At 59.3% G+C, this 23,333-nt stretch carries 24 protein-coding genes and 1 tRNA gene; 16 read left to right on the forward strand and 9 right to left on the reverse strand.

From position 1 onward, the window contains the following. Positions 1-183: 183 nt before the first annotated feature. Genes KGA98_RS12675 through KGA98_RS12685 form a run of 3 tightly spaced genes read left to right on the forward strand, consistent with a single transcriptional unit; the run spans position 184 to position 3,611 of the window. Entirely contained in the window at positions 184-1,479 is a 1,296-nt protein-coding gene (locus KGA98_RS12675; protein ID WP_057712408.1) for a murein hydrolase activator EnvC family protein, read from the forward strand. A 34-nt stretch (positions 1,480-1,513) separates the two neighbouring features. Then, a complete protein-coding gene (locus KGA98_RS12680) occupies positions 1,514-2,833 on the forward strand; it encodes a S41 family peptidase (protein WP_057712409.1) in 1,320 nt (439 codons plus the stop codon). Position 2,834: 1 nt separating this feature from the next. Next, a complete protein-coding gene (locus tag KGA98_RS12685; RefSeq protein ID WP_223502459.1) occupies positions 2,835-3,611 on the forward strand; it encodes a divergent polysaccharide deacetylase family protein in 777 nt (258 codons plus the stop codon). 131 nt (positions 3,612-3,742) lie between these two features. Here the strand turns inward: KGA98_RS12685 and KGA98_RS12690 are convergent, their stop codons facing one another. From KGA98_RS12690 to KGA98_RS12720, 7 genes are all read right to left on the reverse strand, one after another. Next, positions 3,743-4,498, reverse strand: coding sequence for a substrate-binding periplasmic protein (locus KGA98_RS12690; protein WP_223502460.1), 756 nt, complete (start codon positions 4,496-4,498; stop codon positions 3,743-3,745). Between the two features lie 78 nt (positions 4,499-4,576). Then, on the reverse strand, positions 4,577-5,347 hold the full coding sequence (gene hisF, locus KGA98_RS12695; protein ID WP_007972752.1) for an imidazole glycerol phosphate synthase subunit HisF: 771 nt from the start codon (positions 5,345-5,347) through the stop codon (positions 4,577-4,579). 9 nt (positions 5,348-5,356) lie between these two features. Further along, entirely contained in the window at positions 5,357-6,094 is a 738-nt protein-coding gene (hisA, locus tag KGA98_RS12700) for a 1-(5-phosphoribosyl)-5-[(5-phosphoribosylamino)methylideneamino]imidazole-4-carboxamide isomerase (RefSeq protein ID WP_223502461.1), read from the reverse strand. Between the two features lie 42 nt (positions 6,095-6,136). Beyond that, positions 6,137-6,394: a DUF2164 domain-containing protein gene (locus tag KGA98_RS12705; protein WP_007989200.1), complete on the reverse strand. Its 258-nt coding sequence runs from the start codon at positions 6,392-6,394 to the stop codon at positions 6,137-6,139. After that, on the reverse strand, positions 6,395-7,033 hold the full coding sequence (gene hisH / locus KGA98_RS12710; protein ID WP_057712412.1) for an imidazole glycerol phosphate synthase subunit HisH: 639 nt from the start codon (positions 7,031-7,033) through the stop codon (positions 6,395-6,397). Further along, entirely contained in the window at positions 7,033-7,626 is a 594-nt protein-coding gene (gene hisB / locus KGA98_RS12715) for an imidazoleglycerol-phosphate dehydratase HisB (RefSeq protein WP_003218037.1), read from the reverse strand. The genes hisH and hisB overlap by 1 nt, the downstream gene beginning before the upstream one ends. 263 nt (positions 7,627-7,889) lie before the next feature. Then, positions 7,890-9,554 (reverse strand): OFA family MFS transporter, encoded by a 1,665-nt coding sequence (locus KGA98_RS12720; protein ID WP_223502462.1) that lies wholly within the window; start codon positions 9,552-9,554, stop codon positions 7,890-7,892. 229 nt (positions 9,555-9,783) lie between these two features. On the opposite strand from KGA98_RS12720, the gene KGA98_RS12725 reads away from it, so the two are divergent. The 7 genes from KGA98_RS12725 to KGA98_RS12755 all read left to right on the forward strand — a co-directional run bounded on the left by KGA98_RS12725 (position 9,784) and on the right by KGA98_RS12755 (position 16,285). Further along, positions 9,784-10,188 carry an acetyl-CoA sensor PanZ family protein gene (locus KGA98_RS12725; RefSeq protein WP_057712414.1) on the forward strand — a complete coding sequence of 135 codons (405 nt, stop codon included), beginning with the start codon at positions 9,784-9,786 and terminating at the stop codon, positions 10,186-10,188. A gap of 78 nt (positions 10,189-10,266) precedes the next feature. Further along, positions 10,267-12,498, forward strand: a complete 2,232-nt coding sequence (locus KGA98_RS12730; protein ID WP_223502463.1) for an AsmA family protein — start codon at positions 10,267-10,269, stop codon at positions 12,496-12,498. Beyond that, a complete protein-coding gene (mutY, locus tag KGA98_RS12735; RefSeq protein ID WP_057712416.1) occupies positions 12,495-13,562 on the forward strand; it encodes an A/G-specific adenine glycosylase in 1,068 nt (355 codons plus the stop codon). The genes KGA98_RS12730 and mutY overlap by 4 nt, the downstream gene beginning before the upstream one ends. Next, positions 13,559-13,831 carry an oxidative damage protection protein gene (locus KGA98_RS12740; RefSeq protein WP_057397205.1) on the forward strand — a complete coding sequence of 91 codons (273 nt, stop codon included), beginning with the start codon at positions 13,559-13,561 and terminating at the stop codon, positions 13,829-13,831. Before mutY ends, KGA98_RS12740 begins: the two co-directional genes overlap by 4 nt. A 103-nt stretch (positions 13,832-13,934) precedes the next feature. Further along, positions 13,935-14,010 (forward strand) — tRNA-Phe (locus tag KGA98_RS12745). A 318-nt stretch (positions 14,011-14,328) separates the two neighbouring features. Then, entirely contained in the window at positions 14,329-15,408 is a 1,080-nt protein-coding gene (locus tag KGA98_RS12750) for a hypothetical protein (RefSeq protein WP_223502464.1), read from the forward strand. Between the two features lie 70 nt (positions 15,409-15,478). After that, positions 15,479-16,285 carry a TSUP family transporter gene (locus KGA98_RS12755; protein WP_102670733.1) on the forward strand — a complete coding sequence of 269 codons (807 nt, stop codon included), beginning with the start codon at positions 15,479-15,481 and terminating at the stop codon, positions 16,283-16,285. 30 nt (positions 16,286-16,315) lie between these two features. On the opposite strand, the gene KGA98_RS12760 is transcribed toward KGA98_RS12755, so the two are convergent. Beyond that, positions 16,316-16,765 (reverse strand): carboxypeptidase regulatory-like domain-containing protein, encoded by a 450-nt coding sequence (locus tag KGA98_RS12760; RefSeq protein WP_223502465.1) that lies wholly within the window; start codon positions 16,763-16,765, stop codon positions 16,316-16,318. A 254-nt stretch (positions 16,766-17,019) separates the two neighbouring features. Here KGA98_RS12760 and KGA98_RS12765 point away from each other — a divergent pair, with 254 nt between their 5' ends. From KGA98_RS12765 to KGA98_RS12780, 4 genes are all read left to right on the forward strand, one after another. Further along, complete coding sequence (locus tag KGA98_RS12765; RefSeq protein WP_223502515.1) at positions 17,020-17,769, forward strand: DUF1016 N-terminal domain-containing protein; 750 nt, start codon at positions 17,020-17,022, stop codon at positions 17,767-17,769. 68 nt (positions 17,770-17,837) lie between these two features. Further along, complete coding sequence (locus tag KGA98_RS12770) at positions 17,838-18,812, forward strand: alpha/beta fold hydrolase (RefSeq protein WP_223502466.1); 975 nt, start codon at positions 17,838-17,840, stop codon at positions 18,810-18,812. Between the two features lie 38 nt (positions 18,813-18,850). Further along, on the forward strand, positions 18,851-19,267 hold the full coding sequence (locus KGA98_RS12775; RefSeq protein WP_008058485.1) for a hypothetical protein: 417 nt from the start codon (positions 18,851-18,853) through the stop codon (positions 19,265-19,267). 6 nt (positions 19,268-19,273) lie between these two features. After that, positions 19,274-19,726: a hypothetical protein gene (locus tag KGA98_RS12780; protein ID WP_057712423.1), complete on the forward strand. Its 453-nt coding sequence runs from the start codon at positions 19,274-19,276 to the stop codon at positions 19,724-19,726. A 71-nt stretch (positions 19,727-19,797) separates the two neighbouring features. Here the strand turns inward: KGA98_RS12780 and gabP are convergent, their stop codons facing one another. Next, positions 19,798-21,189, reverse strand: coding sequence for a GABA permease (gene gabP, locus KGA98_RS12785; RefSeq protein ID WP_218495315.1), 1,392 nt, complete (start codon positions 21,187-21,189; stop codon positions 19,798-19,800). Positions 21,190-21,753: 564 nt separating this feature from the next. On the opposite strand from gabP, the gene KGA98_RS12790 reads away from it, so the two are divergent. Both KGA98_RS12790 and KGA98_RS12795 read left to right on the forward strand, forming a co-directional pair. Continuing rightward, positions 21,754-22,527: an ABC transporter ATP-binding protein gene (locus KGA98_RS12790; protein WP_007972784.1), complete on the forward strand. Its 774-nt coding sequence runs from the start codon at positions 21,754-21,756 to the stop codon at positions 22,525-22,527. Between the two features lie 13 nt (positions 22,528-22,540). After that, positions 22,541-23,290 carry an ABC transporter substrate-binding protein gene (locus tag KGA98_RS12795; RefSeq protein ID WP_015093061.1) on the forward strand — a complete coding sequence of 250 codons (750 nt, stop codon included), beginning with the start codon at positions 22,541-22,543 and terminating at the stop codon, positions 23,288-23,290. Positions 23,291-23,333 lie beyond the last annotated feature (43 nt).

Genomic DNA, 23,333 nt, shown 5'->3' on the forward strand with positions numbered 1-23,333 from the left:
CGAAAGCGGTGTTTCAGTCGACATCAACGTCGCCTGACACACCGCTTTCGCGAGCAAGCCCGCTCCCACATTGGTTTTGCGGTGTTTTCCGGGCCAGTTATCACACAGTCCCAATTGGGCATTTTTTTTGCTGCCCATGGCGGGCATACTAGGCCGTCCCTTTCCCTGGTGCCGCCCGCCCCTATGCTTCGCGTCCTGATAGCCCTAGCCCTGACATGCCTGCTCCAACCGGCCTTTGCTGACGAGCGCGCAGATACCCAACAACAGTTGGACGCCACGCGTCAGGACATTGCCGAGCTGAAGAAGCTGCTGGGCAAGCTGCAGGAAGAAAAGTCCGGTGTGCAGAAAGAGCTCAAGGGCACCGAAACCGAAATGGGCAAGCTCGAGAAGCAGGTCGAAGCCCTGCAAAAAGAGCTGAAGAAAAGCGAAGCCGAGCTACAGCGACTCGATGCAGAGAAAAAAAAACTCCAGAGCGCGCGCATTGAACAGCAACGACTGATCGCCATTCAGGCCCGGGCGGCCTACCAGAACGGTCGCCAGGAATACCTCAAGCTGCTGCTCAACCAGCAGAATCCTGAAAGATTTGCCCGTACCCTCACCTATTACGACTACCTGAGCCAGGCTCGCCTGGAGCAGTTGAAGAATTTCAACGAAACCCTGCGCCAACTGTCCAATGTCGAGAAAGACATCGCCATGCAGCAGGCGCAACTGCTGGTGCAGCAAAGCAGCCTCGACACCCAGCGTGATGAGCTCGAGAAAGTCCGCAAGGAGCGCCAGCAAGTCCTGGCCAAGCTCAATGACGACGTAAAGGCCCGGGATCAGAAACTGGCGGCGCGCGAGCAGGATCAGGCAGACCTGTCTAAAGTCCTTAAAACCATTGAAGAAACTCTGGCACGCCAGGCCCGTGAGGCAGAAGAAGCGCGACAAAAAGCGCTGATTGCCCAGCAGGAAGCCGAAAAAAAGCGTTTACGTGAGGCCCAGGCGCAGGCAGATGCCAGCGACGATGCCCCACGCAAACCGGTCAGATCGACACCTGGCGCACTGGTTTCCAGTTCCGGCGAAACCTTTGGCGGTCCGTTTGCGTCAACCCGCGGCAAACTTCCCTGGCCTGTCGATGGTCGACTGCTGGCGCGCTACGGTGAAAGCCGAGGCGACGATGCCCGGACCAAGTGGGATGGCGTGATGATCGGCGCGTCTGCCGGCAGTGCGGTGCGTGCCGTACACGGTGGTCGCGTGGTGTTCGCCGACTGGTTGCGCGGCGCCGGGCTGCTGGTGATCCTCGACCACGGCAATGGTTATTTGAGTCTGTACGGTCACAACCAGACGCTGCTCAAGTCTGCCGGTGACGTTGTAAAAGCCGGTGAGCCTATTTCCACTGTCGGTAGCAGTGGCGGGCAGGACACACCAGCGCTGTATTTCGCAATTCGTCAGCAGGGTCACCCGAGTGACCCTGCGCAATGGTGCCACGCGCAAGGATAGGCGTAGAGTCACCTACATTAGGAGTTCGTTCGACATGCTGCATTTGTCCCGCCTTACCTCGCTGGCCCTGACGATCGCCCTGGTGATCGGCGCGCCTCTGGCGTTTGCCGCTCAACCAGCGCCGGTGGTTGCGCCTGCGGGCACTGCCGCGACCACCAAGGCGCCGCTGCCGCTGGATGAGTTGCGCACCTTTGCCGAGGTGATGGACCGGATCAAGGCCGCTTATGTCGAACCGGTGGACGACAAGACCCTGCTGGAAAACGCCATCAAGGGCATGCTCAGCAACCTCGATCCGCATTCCGCCTACCTGGGCCCTGAAGATTTCGCCGAGCTGCAGGAAAGCACCAGCGGTGAATTCGGCGGCCTGGGCATTGAAGTCGGCGCCGAAGACGGCTTCATCAAGGTGGTGTCGCCGATTGACGACACTCCGGCCTCCAAGGCCGGTATTCAGGCCGGCGACTTCATCGTCAAGATCGACGGCCAGCCGACTCGCGGCCAGAGCATGACCGAAGCCGTGGACAAGATGCGCGGCAAGATCGGCCAGAAAATCACCCTGACTCTGGTGCGCGATGGCGGCACGCCGTTCGACGTGACCCTGACCCGCGCCGTCATCCAGGTCAAGAGCGTGAAGAGCCAGTTGCTGGAATCGGGCTACGGCTACATCCGCATCACCCAGTTCCAGGTCAAGACCGGTGAAGAGGTTTCCAAGGCCCTGGCCAAGCTGCGCAAAGACAACGGCAAGAAGCTCAAGGGCATCATTCTCGACCTGCGCAACAACCCGGGCGGGGTGTTGCAGGCGGCGGTGGAAGTGGTCGACCACTTCATCACCAAGGGCCTGATCGTTTACACCAAGGGCCGTATCGCCAACTCCGAGCTGCGTTTCTCTGCCACCGGCAAGGACGAAAGCGAAGCCGTGCCAATGGTCGTGTTGATCAACGGCGGCAGCGCCTCGGCTTCGGAAATTGTCGCCGGCGCCCTGCAGGACCAGAAACGCGCCGTGCTGATGGGCACCACCAGTTTCGGCAAGGGCTCGGTGCAAACCGTGCTGCCGCTGAACAATGAACGCGCATTAAAGATCACCACAGCGTTGTATTACACGCCGAACGGCCGCTCCATCCAGGCCCAGGGCATCGTCCCGGACATCGAAGTGCGCAAGGCCAAGATCACCAGCGAGCAGGACAGCGATTACTTCAAGGAAGCGGACTTGCAGGGTCACCTGGGCAACGGCAACGGCGGTGTCGACAAACCGACCGGTTCCAGCGGCAAAGCCAAGCCGATGCCGCAGGACGATGATTACCAACTGGCCCAGGCCCTGAGCCTGCTCAAAGGGCTGAGCATCACGTCCGGCCGTTGAGATGTTTCTGCGGTTGCTGATCGGTCTGCTGTGTTGTCTGGCGGGTGTTGCTCATGCAGAACCCACCGGATCGACGTCCCACAAAGCCTACCTGAGCCTGATCATCGATGACCTGGGGCAGAACCTGCCCCGGGATCGCCGCGTGCTGGCCCTGCCCGGCCCGGTGACTGCGGCGATCATGCCCGATACACCCCACGCCACCGAATTCGCCCGCGAAGCCCATCGCGCCGGCAAGATCGTCATTCTGCACATGCCCATGGATCCGGCCACCGGACCGTTCGCCTGGCATCCCGAACTGCCCGTCGATGAGCTGGAAAAACGCCTGAACGCCGCGTTCAAAATGGTCCCGTACACCAGCGGCATCAACAACCACATGGGTAGCCGCATGACCGCACAACCAACGGCCATGGCCTGGCTGATGGCGGCCTTGCAGCGACGGCACAAGTTCTTCGTCGACAGCCGCACCAGCGCCCAGACCGTAGCCGCTGCCCAAGCGCAGAAGATCGGTTTGGCGAGCGTTTCACGGGATGTATTTCTCGACGATGAGCGTACCGAAGCAGCGATTTTGACCCAGTTGCAGACCGCGATCAGCCTCGCGCACAAGCAGGGTTCGGCGGTGATGATCGGGCATCCGTATCCACAGACGCTGGCGGTACTGGAACGCGAACTGCCCAAGCTCAAGGCTCAGGGGATCGAGTGGATTGATATCCGGCAGATGATCAGCGTGCGCGGAAACCGGGCGACGGCGGCGCATGGCAAGGATGGGGTGTACCGCTAAGCCTGCGCACCGCAGAACAAAAATGTGGGAGCGGGCTTGCTCGCGAAGGCGTCGTGTCAGTCAACATCATTGCTCCCTGGTACACCGCTTTCGCGAGCAAGCCCGCTCCCACATTGGTATGTGCAGGATCGCTACAGATACTGCGCCATTATCTCGTCCACCCGACCTTCCTTGCGCATCTGATCCAGCGCCGCCTGGAGCTTTGCAACCGTTTCGTCCGGCACGTCCTTGTTCAGTGCCAGGTACAGTTCGGCACTGTTGAAACGCAATACGGTTTTCAACCCGTTAACCCCTTCCAGGCGCGCCAGATAGCGCCCGGCCGGGTCACCAGTGGCCCACAAGTCGATCTGCCCGTTGACCAGTTTTTTCGCGTTGTCCTGGTCGCGCAGTACAACAATCGGATTGAGTCCCTGCTTGGCCAGCGTCTCGGCAATGGCGTCGCCCTTGTAGGCGCCGATCTTGTATTTGCGCGCGTCATTCAAGGTTTCGAGGGTGATCTTGCTGTCAGCCTTGGCCAGCATGATCCAGTCGTCCGGGCCAATCGGGCCGACCCATTTGAAGAGTTTTTCGCGATCGGGCAGGCGCGCCATGACGAATACGCCGTAACCGGGTTTTTCCAGGGTGAGTTTGTAGATTCGCTCCCAAGGGAAACGTAGCGTCAGGCTGTAGGTGATGTCGGCGCGCTTGAATATCTCGCGGACGATATCGGTGGCGATGCCATCGATGTTCTCGTCCTGAGCGAAGTTCTTGCCGTTCTTCGCCATGTTGTACGGCGGGAAGTTTTCCGTCAGCAACACCAGGTCGGTATCGGGACTGTCTTTAGCGTTTGCTCCATTGATCAACAACAGAGAAGCGCTGGCAAGGACGAGAAGAAAGCGTTTAAGCATGTCTGGCTACCGAAATCCATGGCGTTCCCAAGAGTGCCTTGGGTACGCCATGGTGTCCACTGGCCTGTACCGGTTTGTTTAACGCATCACGATTCCGCGATGGGCCATATAGGCCTTGGCTTCCTGCACGGTGTATTCGCCGAAGTGGAAAATACTCGCCGCCAGTACCGCGCTGGCGTGGCCTTCGATAATGCCGTCGGCCAGGTGTTGCAGGTTACCGACACCGCCGGAGGCGATCACCGGAATGCCCAGTGCATCACTGATGGCGCGGGTGACGCCCAGGTCAAAGCCGTTTTTCATGCCGTCCTGATCCATGCTGGTCAGCAGGATTTCGCCGGCGCCCAGGCCTTCCATTTTCTTCGCCCACTCAACGGCGTCGAGACCGGTTGGTTTGCGACCGCCATGGGTGAAGATTTCCCAGCGCGGGGTTTCGCCCGGTCCGGAAACCTTCTTCGCGTCGATAGCCACCACGATGCATTGCGAACCGAAATGCTGCGCGGCTTCGCCGACAAATTCCGGGTTGAACACCGCGGCGGTGTTTATCGAGACCTTGTCCGCGCCGGCATTGAGCAGGTTGCGGATGTCCTGCACGGTGCGCACGCCGCCGCCCACGGTCAGCGGGATGAACACCTGGCTGGCCATGCGCTCGACGGTGTGCAGCGTGGTGTCGCGGCCATCGACGCTGGCGGTGATGTCGAGAAAGGTAATCTCGTCGGCGCCCTGCTCGTCGTAGCGTCGAGCAATTTCCACCGGGTCACCGGCGTCGCGGATGTTTTCGAATTTCACACCCTTGACCACCCGGCCGTTGTCCACGTCCAGGCAAGGGATGATGCGTTTGGCCAGCGCCATGATCAGTCCTCAGCCTTTGTATGAATCGCAGAAAGCTTGCGCTTCAGCGACATCGAGGGTGCCTTCGTAGATCGCACGGCCTGTGATCGCACCGATGATGCCTGGCGCCTTGGCGTCGAGCAGGGTCTTGATGTCACCCAGGTTGTGGATGCCGCCGGAAGCGATCACCGGGATATTTGTTGCAGCAGCCAGTGCCGCGGTGAACGGTACGTTGCAGCCCTGCATCATGCCGTCTTTGGCGATGTCGGTATAAACGATCGAAGACACGCCGTCGGCTTCAAACTGCTTGGCCAGGTCGATCACCTGGATGGTGCTGATTTCAGCCCAGCCGTCAGTGGCGACAAAACCGTCTTTGGCATCCAGACCCACGATGATTTTGCCCGGGAACGCGCGGCAGGCTTCTGCAACAAAGGCCGGATCTTTCACGGCCTTGGTACCAATGATCACGTAGCTAACGCCCGCTTTCACGTAGTGTTCGATGGTTTCCAGGGAGCGGATACCGCCGCCGATCTGGATCGGCAGGTTCGGATAACGCTTGGCGATGGCAGTGACCACTTCGCCGTTGACCGGCTGGCCTTCGAAGGCGCCGTTCAGGTCGACCAGATGCAGACGACGGCAACCGCCCTCCACCCACTTGGCAGCCATGCTCACCGGGTCATCGGAGAACACTGTGGAATCTTCCATGCGGCCCTGGCGCAGACGGACACAGGCACCGTCTTTAAGATCGATAGCGGGAATAATCAGCATCTGGCAAACCTTCAAATTCGAATGTTCAGCTTGGCTCGGAAATCAGTTTTTCTCGAGCGCCCACAGGTCGCTTTCGATGCTTTCGAACCTCTCTTTGAGGTGCGCCTGCACATCGAAAATCGCCCTGTTGTAATAGTGCGGAGCAATTTCACGGGTAAACAGCTCAAGAATCTCCGCCGCCTCGAACGAGCCGAGGTCGAGCTCAAAGCGGTCTTCCATGAAACGCTTGATCTTGCGATTGGCCTCGCTCTCCTGTTCGGGAGTGAGGGTCAGAATCGGCGGCTTCTTCTTGACGGCCATTTACCAGCGACCGTCCCACGCGGCGAAGTTCTGCAGCAACTGCAGGCCATGGGTATGGCTTTTCTCCGGGTGGAACTGCACGGCGAAACGCGAGCCTTCGGCCAGCGCTGCGGCGAAATCGACACCGTAGTGACCGCCACCCACCACCTGCCGCGCGTTGGCGGCAGCGATGTAGTAGCTGTGCACGAAGTAGAACCGCGCCAGGTCCGGAATGTCGTGCCACAGCGGGTGACTGACCTTCTGCTTCACTTCGTTCCAGCCCATGTGCGGGACTTTCAGGTGTTCGCCGTCTTCATGCAGGTCTTTGCCGAAGAACTTCACAGCGCCCGGGAACAGGCCGATGCAGTCGACACCGTCGTTCTCTTCGCTGGTGTCGAGCAAGGCTTGCATACCCACGCAGATGCCAAGGAACGGCCGGTCCTGGCTGACTTCACGCACCAGCGAATCGAAGCCGAGGCGACGGATCTCCGCCATGCAATCGCGAATCGCGCCAACGCCGGGGAAAACCACCCGGTCGGCCTCGCGAATCACATTGGCATCACTGGTGATCAGCACCTTGCCGGCACCGACGTGCTCGAGGGCCTTGGCCACCGAGTGCAGGTTGCCCATGCCGTAATCGATAACCGCGACTGTCTGCATTACAGGACGCCCTTGGTCGATGGCATTTGCCCGGCCATGCGGTCATCGAGCTCGACGGCCATGCGCAGTGCGCGGCCGAAAGCCTTGAACACGGTTTCGATCTGGTGGTGGGTGTTGGTGCCACGCAGGTTGTCGATGTGCAGGCTGACCAATGCATGGTTGACGAAGCCCTGGAAGAATTCCTGGAACAGGTCAACGTCGAAGCCGCCGACGGTGGCACGGGTGTACGGAACATGCATCTGCAGGCCTGGACGGCCGGAGAAGTCGATCACAACCCGCGACAGCGCTTCATCGAGCGGCACGTAGGCGTGGCCGTAGCGACGGATGCCTTTTTTGTCGCCGATGGCTTTGGCAAACGCCTGGCCGAGGGTGATACCGACGTCTTCCACCGTGTGGTGGTCATCGATATGCAGGTCGCCCTTGCTGACAATATCCAGGTCGATCAGCCCGTGACGGGCGATCTGGTCCAGCATGTGCTCAAGAAAAGGAACACCGATATCGAATCGGGCCTTTCCGGTGCCATCGAGGTTGATCGAGGCTTTGATCTGGGTTTCCAGAGTGTCGCGCTCGACAGACGCCTTACGTTCGGCCATCACCAGCTCCGCAAAATCATTGGGCGAAAAAGGCAGCCATTATAGGCGTGCGGGGCCGAAACAGAAACACGAGAGGTGATATCCCTGACGGAGTGAATTCGGGGGTGCCGACGATAGACATGTCCATACAAGCCATTTGGCACACCACAAAACAAAATGTGGGAGCGGGCTTGCTCGCGAAGGCGGTGTTTCAGGCAACTTTAAGTCGACTGGCACTGCGCCTTCGCGAGCAAGCCCGCTCCCACAAGGGTGATGCGTTTTACTTAGTGAAACAGCACCGCCGTCTTCTGCAAGGTCACCCAAACACCCCACGCCAGCGGAATGCCCACCACCAGCCACGCCGCAACCGCCAGCGGCTTGGTGCCCGGCGCGGCTTTCCACTCCAGCACGGTGCTGCTGTCGGCGCCTTTGTCATGGCCCAACGCCTGTTCGGCGGCCAGTTCGGCGTCGGTCATGAAGTACTTGTCCGCCACCGGACGCACCAGCAGGTTGCACAGGAAACCCAGCACCAGCAGGCCGGCGAGGATGTACAGGGTGATGTCGTAAGCCGCCGCACGCTCGACGCCGATGCTCAGTTGATATTCACGCAGATAATTCACCAGCACCGGACCGAGCACACCGGCAGCAGCCCACGCCGTCAGCAGACGACCGTGAATCGCACCGACCATTTGCGTACCGAACAGGTCCGCCAGATACGCTGGAACAGTCGCGAAGCCACCGCCATACATCGACAGGATGATGCAGAACGCCGCTACGAACAGCGCGATGCTGCCCAGGTGACCCAGGTTCGGAATCAGTCCGTACAGGGCAAAGCCCAGGGCGAAGAACACGAAGTAAGTGTTTTTGCGGCCCAGGTAATCCGAGAACGAAGCCCAGAAGAAGCGCCCGCCGATGTTGAACAGGCTGAGCAAACCGGTGAAGCCGGCAGCGATGGCGGCGATCGAAGCCAGTTGCGAAGCATCGAGTTGGCCGAACGCCAGGTCATTGCCCAGCAACTTGCCAGCGAACACTTCCTGCAACAGCGGCGACGCCATGCCGAGGATGCCGATACCAGCCGATACGTTCAGGCACAGCACCAGCCACACCAGACGGAACTGCGGCGTCTTCCAGGCCACATTCACGTGAACATGACGATGAGTGATCATCGCGTTCGAGGCTTTTTTCGCCGGGGCCGTCCAGCCTTCTGGTTTCCAGCCGGTTGGCGGAACGCGGTAGGACAGTGCGCCACCGATCATGAACACGAAGTAGATCGCGGCCATCACCAGGAAGCTCTGCCAGACGCCGACGCTGGTTGGCGAGGCGAAATGCCCCATCAGTGCCGCCGCCAGCGGGGCGCCGACCATTGCGCCACCGCCGAAGCCCATGATCGCCATGCCGGTCGCCATTCCGCGCTTGTCCGGGAACCATTTGATCAGGGTCGACACCGGCGAAATGTAGCCCAGGCCCAGGCCGATACCGCCAATGACCCCGGAGCCGATCCACATCAGCCAGATCTGGTGGGTATACACCCCCAGCGCCGAGATCAGCAGGCCGCCACACCAGCACAGTGCCGATACGACACCGGCCTTGCGCGGTCCGGCATGCTCCAGCCAGCCACCCCAGATGGCGGCCGAGCAACCCAGGAAGATGAAGAACAGGGTGTAGATCCAGCCGAGCATCGAGATCGGCCAGTCACACTGGGACGAAAAGACTTGTGCGATAAAACTCATGTCCGGAGCGCAGGCCACTGGAGCGGAGATGCCCAGCGCCTTGGACAGCGGCAACCAGAACACCGAAAAACCGTAGGCCATGCCGATGCACAAGTGGATGGCCAACGCGGCCGGTGGCACCAGCCAACGGTTGAAACCGGGCTTGGCGATGATCCGCTCCTTGGACAGGAACGCAGGCTGGTCGGTGCTGAAGTCGTCCGCCGTGATGCTCGTGGTCATTGTGTATCCCCCAATTATTTGTATGGTTCGCCAGCCACAGCTCACTCCCGGCCTTTATGCACGCAGGCATGACCGTTTTTTGTAGAGCACCATGTTGTGCGACAACAGGTCGCAGAAGGACGGACGAACGGGCAAAGGTTACCATTTGCAAGTGACAGAAAAACCAAACTGACATCACCTTTTGTACGTCATCTGATCTCTATCGCTTCATGACCTCACAGGAATCACCATGCCGATCATTGTCGAGCCGCTGAACCAAGCCACTGCCCAGGATCGGCAGGATCTGCAAAAGATCTACTGCGACGCCCCGGACTGGCTGTTCGCCCCTTTTTCCGGGGCCGCGCAGTTGATCGAAGACTGTTTGCGCGACGGCACACTGATCGCCGGACGCTTCAACGATCGCCTGCTGGGCGCGGCCCGCTTGCAAAGGCACCAAGACGCCTGGCACTTGTCCCAAATTTGTGTGCGAAAAATTACCCGTCGCCGTGGTGTTGCCGAGCGACTGGTTGCCGAAGCCCAGAAAATGGCCGCGCAATCGGGCATGCCCCTGCGCCTGCTGGCGCCTGCCGGGCATCTGGAGGCTCAGGCGCTGGCCGCCAAGCTGAAACTGCCACTGGATGTGCTGCCGGCGTGATCACTGACCGGTCGTCTGTTCGGGGGCGCTATACTCCTCGGCTAAATTTTGAATTCGACTAATTACAAGGACTCGCCCATGAAAGCGTTCGGCAAAATCCTGGGTCTGGTACTTCTCGGGCTGTTGCTGATCATTGTGGCGCTGGGCTTTGCCCTGACCCACCTCTTCGATCCCAACGACTACAAAGACGAGATCCGCCAGATTGCCCGCGACAAGGCCCACATCGAGCTGACGCTCAATGGCGATATCGGCTGGAGCCTGTTCCCGTGGCTGGGCCTGGAATTGCACGACGCCAGTGTCGCGACCATGGTCAAACCGACCGAACCGTTTGCCGACTTGCAGATGCTAGGCCTGTCGGTACGCGTACTGCCGCTGCTGCGCCGTGAAGTGCAGATGAGCGACGTACGTGTCGAGGGCCTGAACCTGCGCCTGAACCGTGACAAGGACGGCCACGGCAATTGGGAAGACGTCGGCAAGCTGCCGGTACCGGCCAACACCGGCGCGACCAGCACCCCGCCAGCCGCTGGCGAACCGGCGCCCGAAGCCAGCGTCGCGGCGGAAAAACCGCCTCAGCCGATCCGCCTGGACATCGACAGCCTGACCGTGAACAACGCACGGGTCGAGTACACCGACGAACGAACCGGCAAGAGCTTCAGCGCCGAAAGTATTCAGTTGAGCACCGGTGCGGTTCACGACTCCGTCAACATTCCGCTCAAGCTCACGGCTTTCCTGTCCGCCAACCAGCCGGCATTGCGAGTGCGCACCGAGCTCAATGGTGAGGTGCGTATCGCACGCGCGCTGCAGCGCTATCAGCTCGAAGACATGAAATTGTCCGGTGAAGTGACCGGCGACCCGCTGCAAGGCAAGACCATGACGTTCTCCGCCCAGGGCCAGCTGGTGCTGGACAAGGCCGCCAATGTCGCCGAGTGGACCGGCATCAAGATCTCCGCCAACCAGCTGCGGGCACTGGGTGAACTGAAGGTCAACGACCTCGACAAGACCCCACAAGTCAGTGGCGGCATCTCGATCGCCCAGTTCGACCTGGCGAAATTCGTCGATAGCATCGGCCAGAAACTCCCCGCCATGGCCGAAGGCAGCCTGAGCAAGGTCGAACTGGTCAGCCGTCTGGCAGCAACACCTACCAGCCTGGCGCTCGACAACATCAACCTGAAAGTCGACGACAGCACCTTCAGCGGCCGCATTGCCGTCGAAGATTTCGCCAAGCAATCGCTGCGCGCAGCACTCAAGGCCGACACCTTCAACGTCGACCGCTACCTGCCGCCGAAATCCGCCGAGGCCAATAGCGCGACACAAGTGCGCCAGGCCGAAGTCGCCAGCACCGAAGCCGATGCCATGGCCGGCGCCGGCAGCACTCCGTTGCCACCCGCGCCGACCAAGGACGCCTGGAGCAGCGACCGCCTGTTGCCCGTGGAACGCTTGAGCAAGCTCGATGTGGACGCCGACCTGACCTTCGGCCAGTTGACCCTGCAAAAATTGCCGATTCATAACGCTGCGCTCAAGGCCACCGGCCAGGGTGGCCTGCTGACACTGGCCAACCTGCGCGGCGACCTGTACGAGGGCAACTTCGAAACCACCGGCACGCTCGATGTGCGCCAGCCAGTGCCGGCGCTGAACCTGCAGACGAAGATCAGCCGGGTACCGGCGGAAAAAATCCTCGAAAGCCAGGGCAAGAACCCGCCCGTCAAAGGTCTGGTCACGCTCAACAGCAGCCTGACCGGCAGCGGCAACAGCCAGAAAGCGTTGATCGATACCCTCAACGGCAATGCCAGTTTCATCATCAACAATGGCGTGCTGCTCAACGCCAACCTTGAGCAACAGCTGTGCAAAGGCATCGCCACGCTCAACCGCAAAACCCTCAGCGGCGAGCCCCGGGGCAAGGACACACCGTTCCAGGAGCTCAAGGGCAACCTGACCTTGCGTAACGGCGTGGCCAGCAACCCGGACCTGAAAGTGCGCATCCCGGGCATGACCGTCAACGGTGACGGTGACATCGATCTGCGAGTGTTGGGCATGGACTACCGCGTCGGCATCATCGTCGAAGGCGATACCAGCGCCATGCCGGACCCTGCTTGCCAGGTGGGCGACAAGTTTGTCGGCATCGAGTGGCCGCTGCGCTGCCGCGGCCCGCTGGAGCTGGGCGCCAAGGCTTGCCGTTTGGATAACGACCGCATGGGCCAGGTCGCGGCCAAACAGGCTGGCGACAGGATCAGCGAGAAAATCGAGGAGAAATGGGGCGACAAAGTCGACCCGAAACTGAAAGACGCGCTCAAGGAAATGTTCAAGCGATGAGAGCCGAACAGTTTTCAACGGCGGTGCTGGACTGGTTCGACCGCCACGGCCGTCATGATTTGCCCTGGCAGCAGGACATCAACCCGTATCGGGTGTGGGTCTCGGAAATCATGTTGCAGCAGACCCAGGTCAGCACCGTGCTGAACTACTTCGACCGCTTCATGGCCTCGTTGCCGACGGTCCAGGCGCTGGCGTGCGCGCCGGAAGACGAAGTGCTGCACCTGTGGACGGGCCTTGGTTACTACACCCGCGCGCGCAATTTGCAGAAGACCGCGAAGATCGTCGTCGAGCAGTACGGCGGCGAATTTCCCCGGGACGTAGAAAAACTCACTGATCTGCCGGGGATCGGCCTGTCCACCGCCGGCGCCATTGCCAGCATCAGCATGGGCCTGCGCGCACCGATCCTCGACGGCAACGTCAAACGGGTGCTGGCGCGTTTTACCGCGCAAGAGGGCTACCCCGGCGAGCCGAAGGTCGCCAAACAGCTCTGGGCCAACGCAGAGCGCTTTACGCCGCAGACCCGCGTCAACGCCTACACCCAAGCGATGATGGACCTGGGGGCGACGCTCTGCACCCGCAGCAAACCGAGTTGCCTGCTGTGCCCGCTGGAAAAGGGCTGCGAGGCGCACATGCTCGGTCTGGAAACCCGCTACCCGATCCCCAAGCCGCGCAAAGCCATCCCGCAGAAGCGCACGCTGATGCCAATGCTCGCCAACGCCGAAGGCGCGATCCTGCTTTACCGTCGCCCGTCCACGGGCCTGTGGGGCGGTTTGTGGAGCCTGCCGGAACTCGACGACCTCGATGACCTGCCGCACCTGGCATCGCAGCACTCGCTGGAACTGGGCACACAACAGGCATTGCCAAGCCTGGTGCACACCTTCAGCCATTTTCAGTTATCCATCGAACCCTGGCTGGTTCAGGTCCAGGAGAGCGGCCATCACGTGGCCGAGGCTGACTGGCTCTGGTATAACCTCGCCACCCCGCCGCGCCTGGGCCTTGCCGCCCCGGTCAAAACCTTGCTCGAACGCGCGGCCGCCGTATTGAACGCAGGAGAGTCGTCATGACCCGCACCATCATGTGCCGCAAGTACAAAGAAGAATTGCCTGCCCTGGAGCGCGCACCGTTCCCGGGCGCCAAAGGCCAGGACATTTTTGACCACGTCTCGGCCAAGGCCTGGGCAGATTGGCAAAAGCACCAGACCCTGCTGATCAACGAAAAACGCCTGAACATGATGAACGCCGAAGATCGCAAATATCTTCAGGGCGAGATGGACAAGTACTTCTCCGGCGAGGATTACGCCAAGGCCGAAGGCTACGTGCCGCCGTCGGAATAACCCCGATTTATCGGGGGTCGGAACGTAAGCGACGGTAATAATTAAAATTTTTTTGAAAACTTGCTTGACGACCCCCTGAAAAACCCGTTTAATGCGCCCCGTTGCCCAGATAGCTCAGTCGGTAGAGCAGGGGATTGAAAATCCCCGTGTCGGCGGTTCGATTCCGTCTCTGGGCACCAAATACCGAAAACCCTGAATCGCAAGATTCAGGGTTTTTTTATGCCTTGGATTTGATGAAGCACCGATCCCGTCACCCTCGAAACAACAATTCCCACCTCCTGTCACCACGCCAGCCAGTACCCGTAATGGTTGCCGAGGCTAAGTCCCGAAAGCTTCAGACATTGGTTATCGGTCCTTCCTGGCAGTCTCTCGGGTCTGTCGGAACACTCCGTATGCTCTAACGGAAATGGATGACATACGCTGAAAATGAAATTGAGCAGAATCGGGGGAGGAGCTGCCGCATAACCGGGAGCAGGTACACAACAGGGATATAGACAATGACTGAGGTGATTCAACCAGACGTCGAAACTGCTGAGTTTTTTACTGAACAAGAAATCAGGACTTTCAGCTTTGATATCCGCCAGTCAGCATTGCTGCACAAGTTGGCCAAAGAGCTGACCGCCATCGGCGGGCCTCAAGCACCAGGAGCCAGGTCCAAAGCCTCTCTGGCAGCCACCGAATTAACGTTCCTGTTTTCGAAAGACCAATGCGAACTGCTGGATGCCTATTCCGAAGGCCTTGTTTGCGCGTTGATCTTTGAAGGGCTGCAAAAAATCTCAGACGCCATCCCTCCAGATGCACTACCAGACCAGACATCCCTGGAAAACCGATACGACGTCCTTTGCCTGGCCGCCCGTAATCAGATCTTGTTGAAACTGGTGGGTAACAGTGCCTTTGCCTACGACATGGACAATGAAGGAAAACTGGTTCGACTGGTGGCCAACTTCAAGGGCGGCGGACTGACCAGAATCCCTGCCGAGCCGGACATCAAGGAACTGAGTTCCCATTCCGGCCTCGCGCTTGGCCCGCATACAGAGGCGCCCTACTGGTGCGCCGTGAACGCGAAAGACGGGCACTCGCCCTCTCCATCGTCGCTCATACTTTCCGCCTTGTGGAACCCGAGCCTGGAGCCTACGCGAGTCATTCCACTACCTCCCATACTCGAAAAAATTGGCGTCACCAACTGCCTCGCACTGACCACGGGTAACTTCCAGTTCACTCGTAGTGACTCCTTTGTCAGTGGCAAAGGGGAAGATGGCCGCAACGTTTCGATTCTGGAGTTCGACGACAAGGCAGGGTTCGCAGCCCGCTTTAACACGTATCGTTTTTCGGTCAATGACAACGCCTCGACCTTTGTGAAAGCGGCTTACACTGCCCTTTGCCAGGGTGTGGGTGAAGCAACTCCGGTCGAGTACACGCTGAACCAGGAATCGGCCATGGTCATCAATAACATCCGGGCTCTGCACTGTCGCGATGTCATCAAAGACAACAGACGGGTCTTGGTTCGTATTTTCGGACTTTCAAAATTTTCTTGCCCCATCGTTGTTTCCGACGACCCGCTAGTGCTGCAGGGCTGATTCTTTTATCACCAGCTGTTGAACGACCAGTCATGTGATTACTGGCCAATAACCATAAAGAGAGAATGCAATGTCTTGGGATGTAATTGGCATGTTGGCGCTCGTCGCTTTTTTCGCCGGTTTTTTTGATGCGATTGCCGGTGGTGGCGGTTTGATCACCTTGCCTGCATTGTTCCTGGCAGGTGTAGATCCGATCAGTGCAATTGCCACAAACAAGTTCCAGGCCGCTTCGGCAACAGTTTCGGCAACGGTAACCTTTGCTCGCAAAGGAATGATCGAGTGGCGCGAAGGCCGTTTCCTGGTTATCTGCGGATTTGTTGGCGGCGCCAGTGGTGCCTTGTTGGTCAGCACTATTGATAAGCGCTATCTGGAAGTTTGCGTGCCTATCATGCTGATTCTGGTAGCCATCTATTTTGCGCTCTCTCCAAAGCTCGCCAATGAAGATCGACGCAAGAGAATCGGTGTTCTGTTTTTTTCGTTTAGCGTTGCGCCGATCCTGGGTTTTTACGACGGTATATTCGGCCCCGGTGTGGGCTCTTTCTTTATTGTCGGATTTGTACTGCTCTGCGGCTTGGGCATGATGCGGGCCATGAGCTTTACCAAACTTGCCAACGCCTCATGCAATCTCGGTTCCCTGTCGGTCTTTATCACTAAAGGTGTGATTATCTGGCCGATAGCCATAGCCATGGCTTTGGCGGCCTTCATCGGCGCTCAATTGGGTGCACGGGCCGCTGTCCGGGTCGGACCACGGTTGATCAAACCCATGTTGATCGTGGTCTGCTGCGCCTTGGCCATCAAGCTGCTGAGCGTAGAAACCAACCCTTTACGCGTTGCACTCATCCAAGCGTATGCGGGTGTTAATCACGAAAAACCCTGAGTCGCAGGACTCAGGGTTCAGAGCCTCTCGTTAACTCGCATCATTCCAGTGGAAAACCAGGTTACGGGCTGCACCATTGCCAACATCGGCAACGTCCTGCCGTGTTTCGCCGTTACGCGTCGCAATGACCGTATATTTGCCGGCAGGCAGTTTCACGTAAACCAGCGGACCGGCGTCATTGAGCGTCAGTACGGTCTGCCCCGGGGCCTTCTGAATAACTACATTCACGCCAGGAGTGTATTCATTTCCCGTCCCGACAGAGAACGTCATGTGCAGGTTGTAGCCGGTGGTCTGCTGGATGGCCTTGGACTCATCCTCGCCGATACCGCCGGACAGGTAGGTGATGCCGTTTTGTTCCTGGCTTTGCACCTGCACCCCCTGGCCGTCGATGGGCTCAAGGCTGGCGGCAGGTGTCATCGCTGGAAACATCAGCATGCCTACAGCGGTGAGGGGCAACAGGAGTGTATGGAGGTATTTCATGATGACGACTCCCGGGTTCTGCAGAACCCAATCGTTACACTCTTTGGAGTTCCAGCCGGAGGGAGGGGTTTAGATTGATTTGGCCTGAGTACGAAACGTACTACGCCATTTGTTCCTCAGCCCTCGCCCACCATCAGACCTGTCCTGCCGGACAACCCGGTATTTCCTGCCCGTTTCTCAGTAATCCCCGGCATCTTCGAAAGGCGCTCACTTGTCATTCTCTTCCACCTGTACAGCCTGCTGCGGAAGACCACATGACGACCCTCACACCCAACGACACTCACGACCCACATCTGGCATCACTGCTTGGTAACCTTGGCAAATTGATCCATCAGGCACGCCAGAAAGTGCTTCGGGCGGTCGATACCGTGCAAGTGCAAACCTGTTGGCAGATTGGCCGGCACATCGTTGAGTTCGAACAGAACGGCGCGCGACGGGCGACTTATGGAAAGCGCTTACTTGCCACTTTGGCAAAAGTCCTCAGTGCCGACTTCGGCAAAGGCTTTGACGAACGCAATCTGCGTTACATGCGAGATTTTTATCAAACTTTTCCAATTTGGAACGCAGTGCGTTCCGAATTGAGCTGGACCCACTACCGCCGCTTGCTTCGGGTCGACAACGACAGCGCTCGTCTCTGGTACATGAACGAATCAGCCACCCAAAACTGGTCAAGCCGCGCCCTGGAACGCCAGATCAATACGCTGTACTACGAACGCCTGCTGGCGAGCCGCGATCGCGGCAGCGTCAAGCAGGAGGCCGCCACCTACATTCAAAACATGAAGGCCAGCCCTCGGGATTTCGTCCGTGATCCGGTAGTACTGGAGTTTCTTGGTTTACCCAATGCCGGCAAGCTTCAGGAAAGCGAGATCGAACAAGCGCTGATCGAACAACTGCTCGCCAGCAAGTACAAGCTTGTCCTGCCGAGTGAAGAGGAACTGCGGGACGCACTGGATCGGGAGCGAGCAGCACTTGAAGAGCGATTGACTAATCAACAACCGCGTTGAGGCGAATGGATTGTTCATCAACGGCATCAAGACTATCGTTGGCAGCTACCCGCAAAGGTCTGACATCGATGAATTTGCAGGACACGCCTCCGCTGGCCCCCAGTCGCAACGAGTTGCCGCTGCCGGATACCACGCCCGGCAAACCGTTCAAGGAAACCGCCTCGGATGGTTTCATCCTCGGCGGCTTCACCTGGCGACACCCTTCTCGGGACGCCGCTCGTCCGGTCGTGATCATCAATGCCGCCACCTCGGTCCGTTGTCGCCACTATTCGCGCTTCGCCGACTACCTGTTCGCCCACGGCTTCAATGTCATCACCTATGACTACCGCGGCATCGGCGAGTCGCGGCCGGCATCGCTCAAGGGTCTTCAAGCCTCGTGGACCGATTGGGGAGCGCTGGATTTCGAGGCGATGCTCAAGCGCGCACAGCGTGAATTCCCCCAACAGCCTATCGATGTGGTCGGCCACAGCTTTGGCGGCTGTGCAGCGGGCCTGGGGGCGTCCGGGCACCTGATCCGGCGCCTGGTGACGGTCGGCGCGCAATTCGCCTACTGGCGCGACTATGCGCCCGCTCATCGCTGGCGGATGTTCGGCAAGTGGCATGTGGTGATGCCGCTGGTGACGATGCTGTGCGGCTACTTTCCGGGCAAACGCCTTGGCTGGCTGGAAGACACACCCGCCGGCGTGGTCCGTGACTGGAGCCTCTCCACTGCCCGCTACGAGAAACGCTCCAGCGGCCGCACAATCAGCAAAACCGCCGGGCAGCTGCCCTTTGCCGACGTCACCGCGCAAACCCTGGCCATCAGCATCAGCGACGATCCCTACGGCACGGTCCCGGCCATCGAACGCCTGCTCGGCTACTTCACCGGCAGCACAAACTCCCACCTGCGTATCCATCCCGAAGACATCGGCGAAGAAGAAGTCGGACATTTCGCCTTTTTTCGCAGCGCATACCAAGCCACACTATGGCCCATTGCATTGGCCTGGTTGCAAAACGGCGAACTGGTCCCCGGCACACCCGGGCGAACGGTGCCACGCAGCTGAGCCACCCGCCCCTTTCAACGAATTACGGAACGACGCCCATGGCCTCCGCCAACAAGCAGCAAAAACGCGCCTCCCGCGCCAAGGCCAAGGCCAAGCAGAACCGCACCCAGCGGGCTGCCGCGCCGGTGGAACTGGACCCGAACGACGATCGCATCGACTTCGAGTCGGTGGACCTGACCGAACTGTTCAAGAAAATGATCGACGCCGAAAAGATCAGTCAGCAAGCCATGTGCACGGCCTTCCTCGAAGATCCGTTGCTGGAACTGGTGTACGAGCAGGAAGGCGAGGAAGGCGCGATGGACTTCATCCTCGCTGCTCTGATCGAATATCGCCAATGGTCGACTGAAACCGACGAAGCCGGCGCCCTGGCGTGGATCGAATCACCGGCCTTTCAGGCCGACTACGTGGCGGCGTCCGACGCCATTGCCGCGCAAACCCAACAGAAACCGAACTGAGTTCCCATGGCCTCCCTGAACAAGCAACAGAAACGCGCCAAGCGCGCAAAAGCCAAAGCCAAGCAGATCAATATCCACGGCCGCAAACCCGCCGCGCTGGACGATGATCTTGGCCACCTCGCCGAGCCGATCCCGGAATACACCCTGGCGATGTTCAGCAAAATGCGCGACGCGGAAGCCGTCAGCCGCAGCGAAATGCTCTCGGTGTTGCTGACGAACCTGGCCTTTATCATCATCGACCATCCAGAACTGCTGGACATGGAAAACGCCGACGACGAAGGCATGGCCGCCACCCACCTGGCTGCCGACATGCTGATCGACTACCGCATGTGGGCCGACGGCATGGACCGCGAGACCGCCCAGGCGTGGCTGAGCGAACCGCAGTTCATTGCTGACTTCGGTGACGCACTGGATGTCTACCGCGAGTCGCTGGAAGCGCCGGAAGAAAAAGCCGAGTAAGGGTTACGACTCAAACAAAAACGGCCGCTTGTCATCACTGACAGCGGCCGTTTTGCGTTACGTGGTATGGATCAGTTCAGCACTACCGCGCCACGCTTTTCCAGTTTGCGACGGCGAGCCACCAGCAAGCCGGCCGCTACCACCAGAGCACTGAGCAAGCCGGTCGCGAGAATTTCCACACGATGGGCTTCCTGGAACAGCATGATGGTCAGGGCCGCGACGATGAAGACGATCACCGCGTAGGTCAGGCCCGGGAACAGCCACATGCTGAAGGCAATTTTCTCCCCGCGCGCTATACGCTGCTTGCGCATGCGCAGTTGCGAAATCGCAATCACCAGGTACACCAGCAATGCGATGGCGCCGGAGCTGGCCAGCAGGAATTCGAACACCGCAGCCGGAGCCACGTAGTTGGCGAATGTTGCCAGGAACGCTGCGCCAGTGGACAGCATCACCGCCCAGTATGGCGTGCCACTTTTGTTGGTGCGGGTGGACATGGCCGGCGCATCGCCGCGCTTGCCCAGGGAGAACAACATCCGCGACGAGGTGTAGAGCGCCGAGTTCAGGCAGCTGGTCACAGCGACCAGCACCACGATGTCGACGATCATCTTGGCGTTAGGGATGCCCATGCGCTCAAGTACAGTCTGGTAGGAGCCCAGGCTTGCCAGTACCGGGTCGTTCCAAGGCACCAGAGCCACGACGATGAAGATCGACACGAGGTAGAACAAGCCGATCCGCCAGATAACCGAGTTGGTGGCCTTGGAGATTTGCTTGCCCGGATCTTTCGATTCCGCGGCCGCGATGGTCACGATCTCGGTGCCCATGAAGGAGAACATGGTGGTCAGGATGGCACCCAACACCGCGCCCATGCCGTTTGGCAGGAAGCCCTGGGTGTCGAACAAATGGGAAACGCCGCTGACCTGGCTGCCCGGCAGGAAGCCGAAGATCGCCATGAGGCCCAGAACAATGAAACCGATGATGGCCAACACTTTGATCAGGGCAAACCAGAACTCGAATTCACCGTAGTTCTTCACGCTGAACAGGTTGGTCACGGTCAACAGCATCGTGATGACCAGGGCGAAGGCCCAGATGTCCACGCCAGGGAACCAGGCATGCAAGATGGTCGCGGCAGCGTTGGCTTCCAACGGGATCACCAGAACCCAGAACCACCAGTACAACCAGCCGATGGTGAAGCCGGCCCAGTGACCGATCGCGCGGTCGGCGTAAGTCGAAAACGAACCGGTGTCCGGCGAGGCAACGGCCATTTCGCCGAGCATGCGCATCACCAGCACCACCAACATGCCGGCGGCGGCATAAGCCAACAGAACAGCCGGACCTGCAGCGGCGATGGCGTGACCCGAGCCAACGAACAAGCCGGCGCCGATAACCCCGGCAATCGACAGCATGGTCACGTGGCGCGGTTTGAGCCCCTGTTCGAGGCCATTAGAGCTTTGGGTACTGCTCATTAAAACTACCTTTGTAAGGAGAAGCGAATGCGTGCATCCCGTTCGGCGGACCTTCTCGTAAAAAGAAGCCAACAGGGCGTTCTGGATTCTGCACGCAATAATTGCGCCAAAATATTTCAAAACCCTCTAGCCCGGCGATCTCGCCTCGACCGGACGGTCATCGCAACCCTTTGAATTTAATGGCACTTTGCCAAAGCGTTACCCTGCGACCCACTTTTGCGGATACATCAGCGCACCGGAAACACACCTGAAAAGGGCTCCGCGCACATTAAAAGTGCACAAGCGGTGCATTTGGCCGGATAGCGCTTCCAACACCCTGTCAAAGCTGGCAACATCGCGCCTTTTTTTGCGGCAGCCACCGCGCTTTTTATCGACAGGCAAGGTTCAAACGGCTGTTCGGTTGTTGATGGGGCGACAGTCTGCTGCGTCGATGCGACAACCTGCCACACACCAGCCGATTACCGTCCGTAGCGCTGTTGGCTGCCATTGAAACGCTATGCTAGGTTGGCCGCCTCGCTAGGAAGGCCGCCAACAGCAGGAGCGCAACATATATGAGGAACGCACATGGCTGAGGCCACGCCCGCGCTTGAAATCCGCAACTTGCACAAACGCTACGGTTCGCTGGAGGTGCTCAAAGGCATCTCGCTGACCGCCCGCGACGGCGATGTGATCTCGATCCTGGGTTCCTCCGGCTCCGGCAAGTCCACGTTCCTGCGGTGCATCAACCTGCTGGAGAACCCGCACCAGGGCCAGATCCTGGTCGCCGGCGAAGAACTCAAGCTCAAGGCCGCGAAGAACGGTGAACTGGTGGCCGCCGACGGCAAGCAGATCAATCGCCTGCGCAGCGAAATCGGTTTTGTATTTCAAAACTTTAACCTGTGGCCGCACATGAGTGTGCTCGACAACATCATCGAAGCCCCGCGCCGCGTGCTCGGCCAGAGCAAGGCCGAAGCCATCGAAGTGGCCGAAGCCCTGCTGGCCAAGGTCGGCATCGCCGACAAGCGCCATGCCTACCCGGCGCAGTTGTCCGGCGGCCAGCAGCAACGCGCGGCCATCGCCCGCACCTTGGCCATGCAGCCCAAGGTCATCCTGTTCGACGAGCCCACCTCGGCGCTTGACCCGGAAATGGTCCAGGAAGTACTTAATGTCATCCGCGCGCTGGCCGAAGAAGGCCGCACCATGCTGCTCGTGACCCACGAAATGGGCTTCGCTCGTCAGGTCTCCAGTGAAGTGGTGTTCCTCCACCAGGGCCTGGTAGAAGAGCAAGGATCGCCACAGCAGGTGTTCGAAAACCCGCTTTCGGCGCGCTGCAAACAATTCATGTCCAGCAACCGCTAACGGAGCTACCCACATGCAGAACTACAAAAAGGTCTTCCTGGCTGCCGCCGTCACCCTGGCGTTCAGCGCCGGTGCCATGGCCGAAACCCTGAAGATGGGCATCGAAGCGGCTTACCCGCCGTTCAACAATAAAGATGCCAGTGGCAATGTCGTCGGCTTCGACAAAGAGATCGGCGACGCCCTGTGCGCCAAGATGAAAGTCGAGTGCACCGTCGTGACCTCCGACTGGGACGGCATCATCCCGGCCCTGAACGCCAAGAAGTTCGACTTCCTGATCTCCTCGATGTCGATCACCGACGAGCGCAAGCAAGCGGTGGACTTCACCGACCCGTACTACTCCAACAAGCTGCAGTTCATCGCCAAGAAAGACATCGACTTCAAAACCGACAAGGCCGCGCTCAAAGGCAAGATCATCGGCGCCCAGCGCGCGACCCTGGCCGGCACCTTCCTGGAAGACAACTATGGTGACGACATCACCATCAAGCTCTACGACACCCAGGAAAACGCCTACCTCGACCTGACTTCCGGCCGCCTGGACGGCATCCTGGCCGACAAGTACGTCAACTACGAATGGCTGAAAAGCGACGCAGGCCGTAGCTACGAGTTCAAGGGTGACCCGGTGGAAGAGAGCGACAAGATCGGTATTGCCGTGCGCAAGAAAGACCCGATCCGCGAGAAGCTGAACACCGCGCTGAAAGAAATCGTCGCTGACGGCACCTACAAGAAGATCAACGACAAGTACTTCCCGTTCAGCATCTATTGATACTGACCTGCCTGACCGGCGCCTGATGGCGCCGGTTCTCGGC

This window comes from Pseudomonas sp. BF-R-24 (assembly GCF_019947335.1).
In the GTDB taxonomy this organism is placed as follows: Bacteria; Pseudomonadota; Gammaproteobacteria; order Pseudomonadales; family Pseudomonadaceae; genus Aquipseudomonas; species Aquipseudomonas jessenii.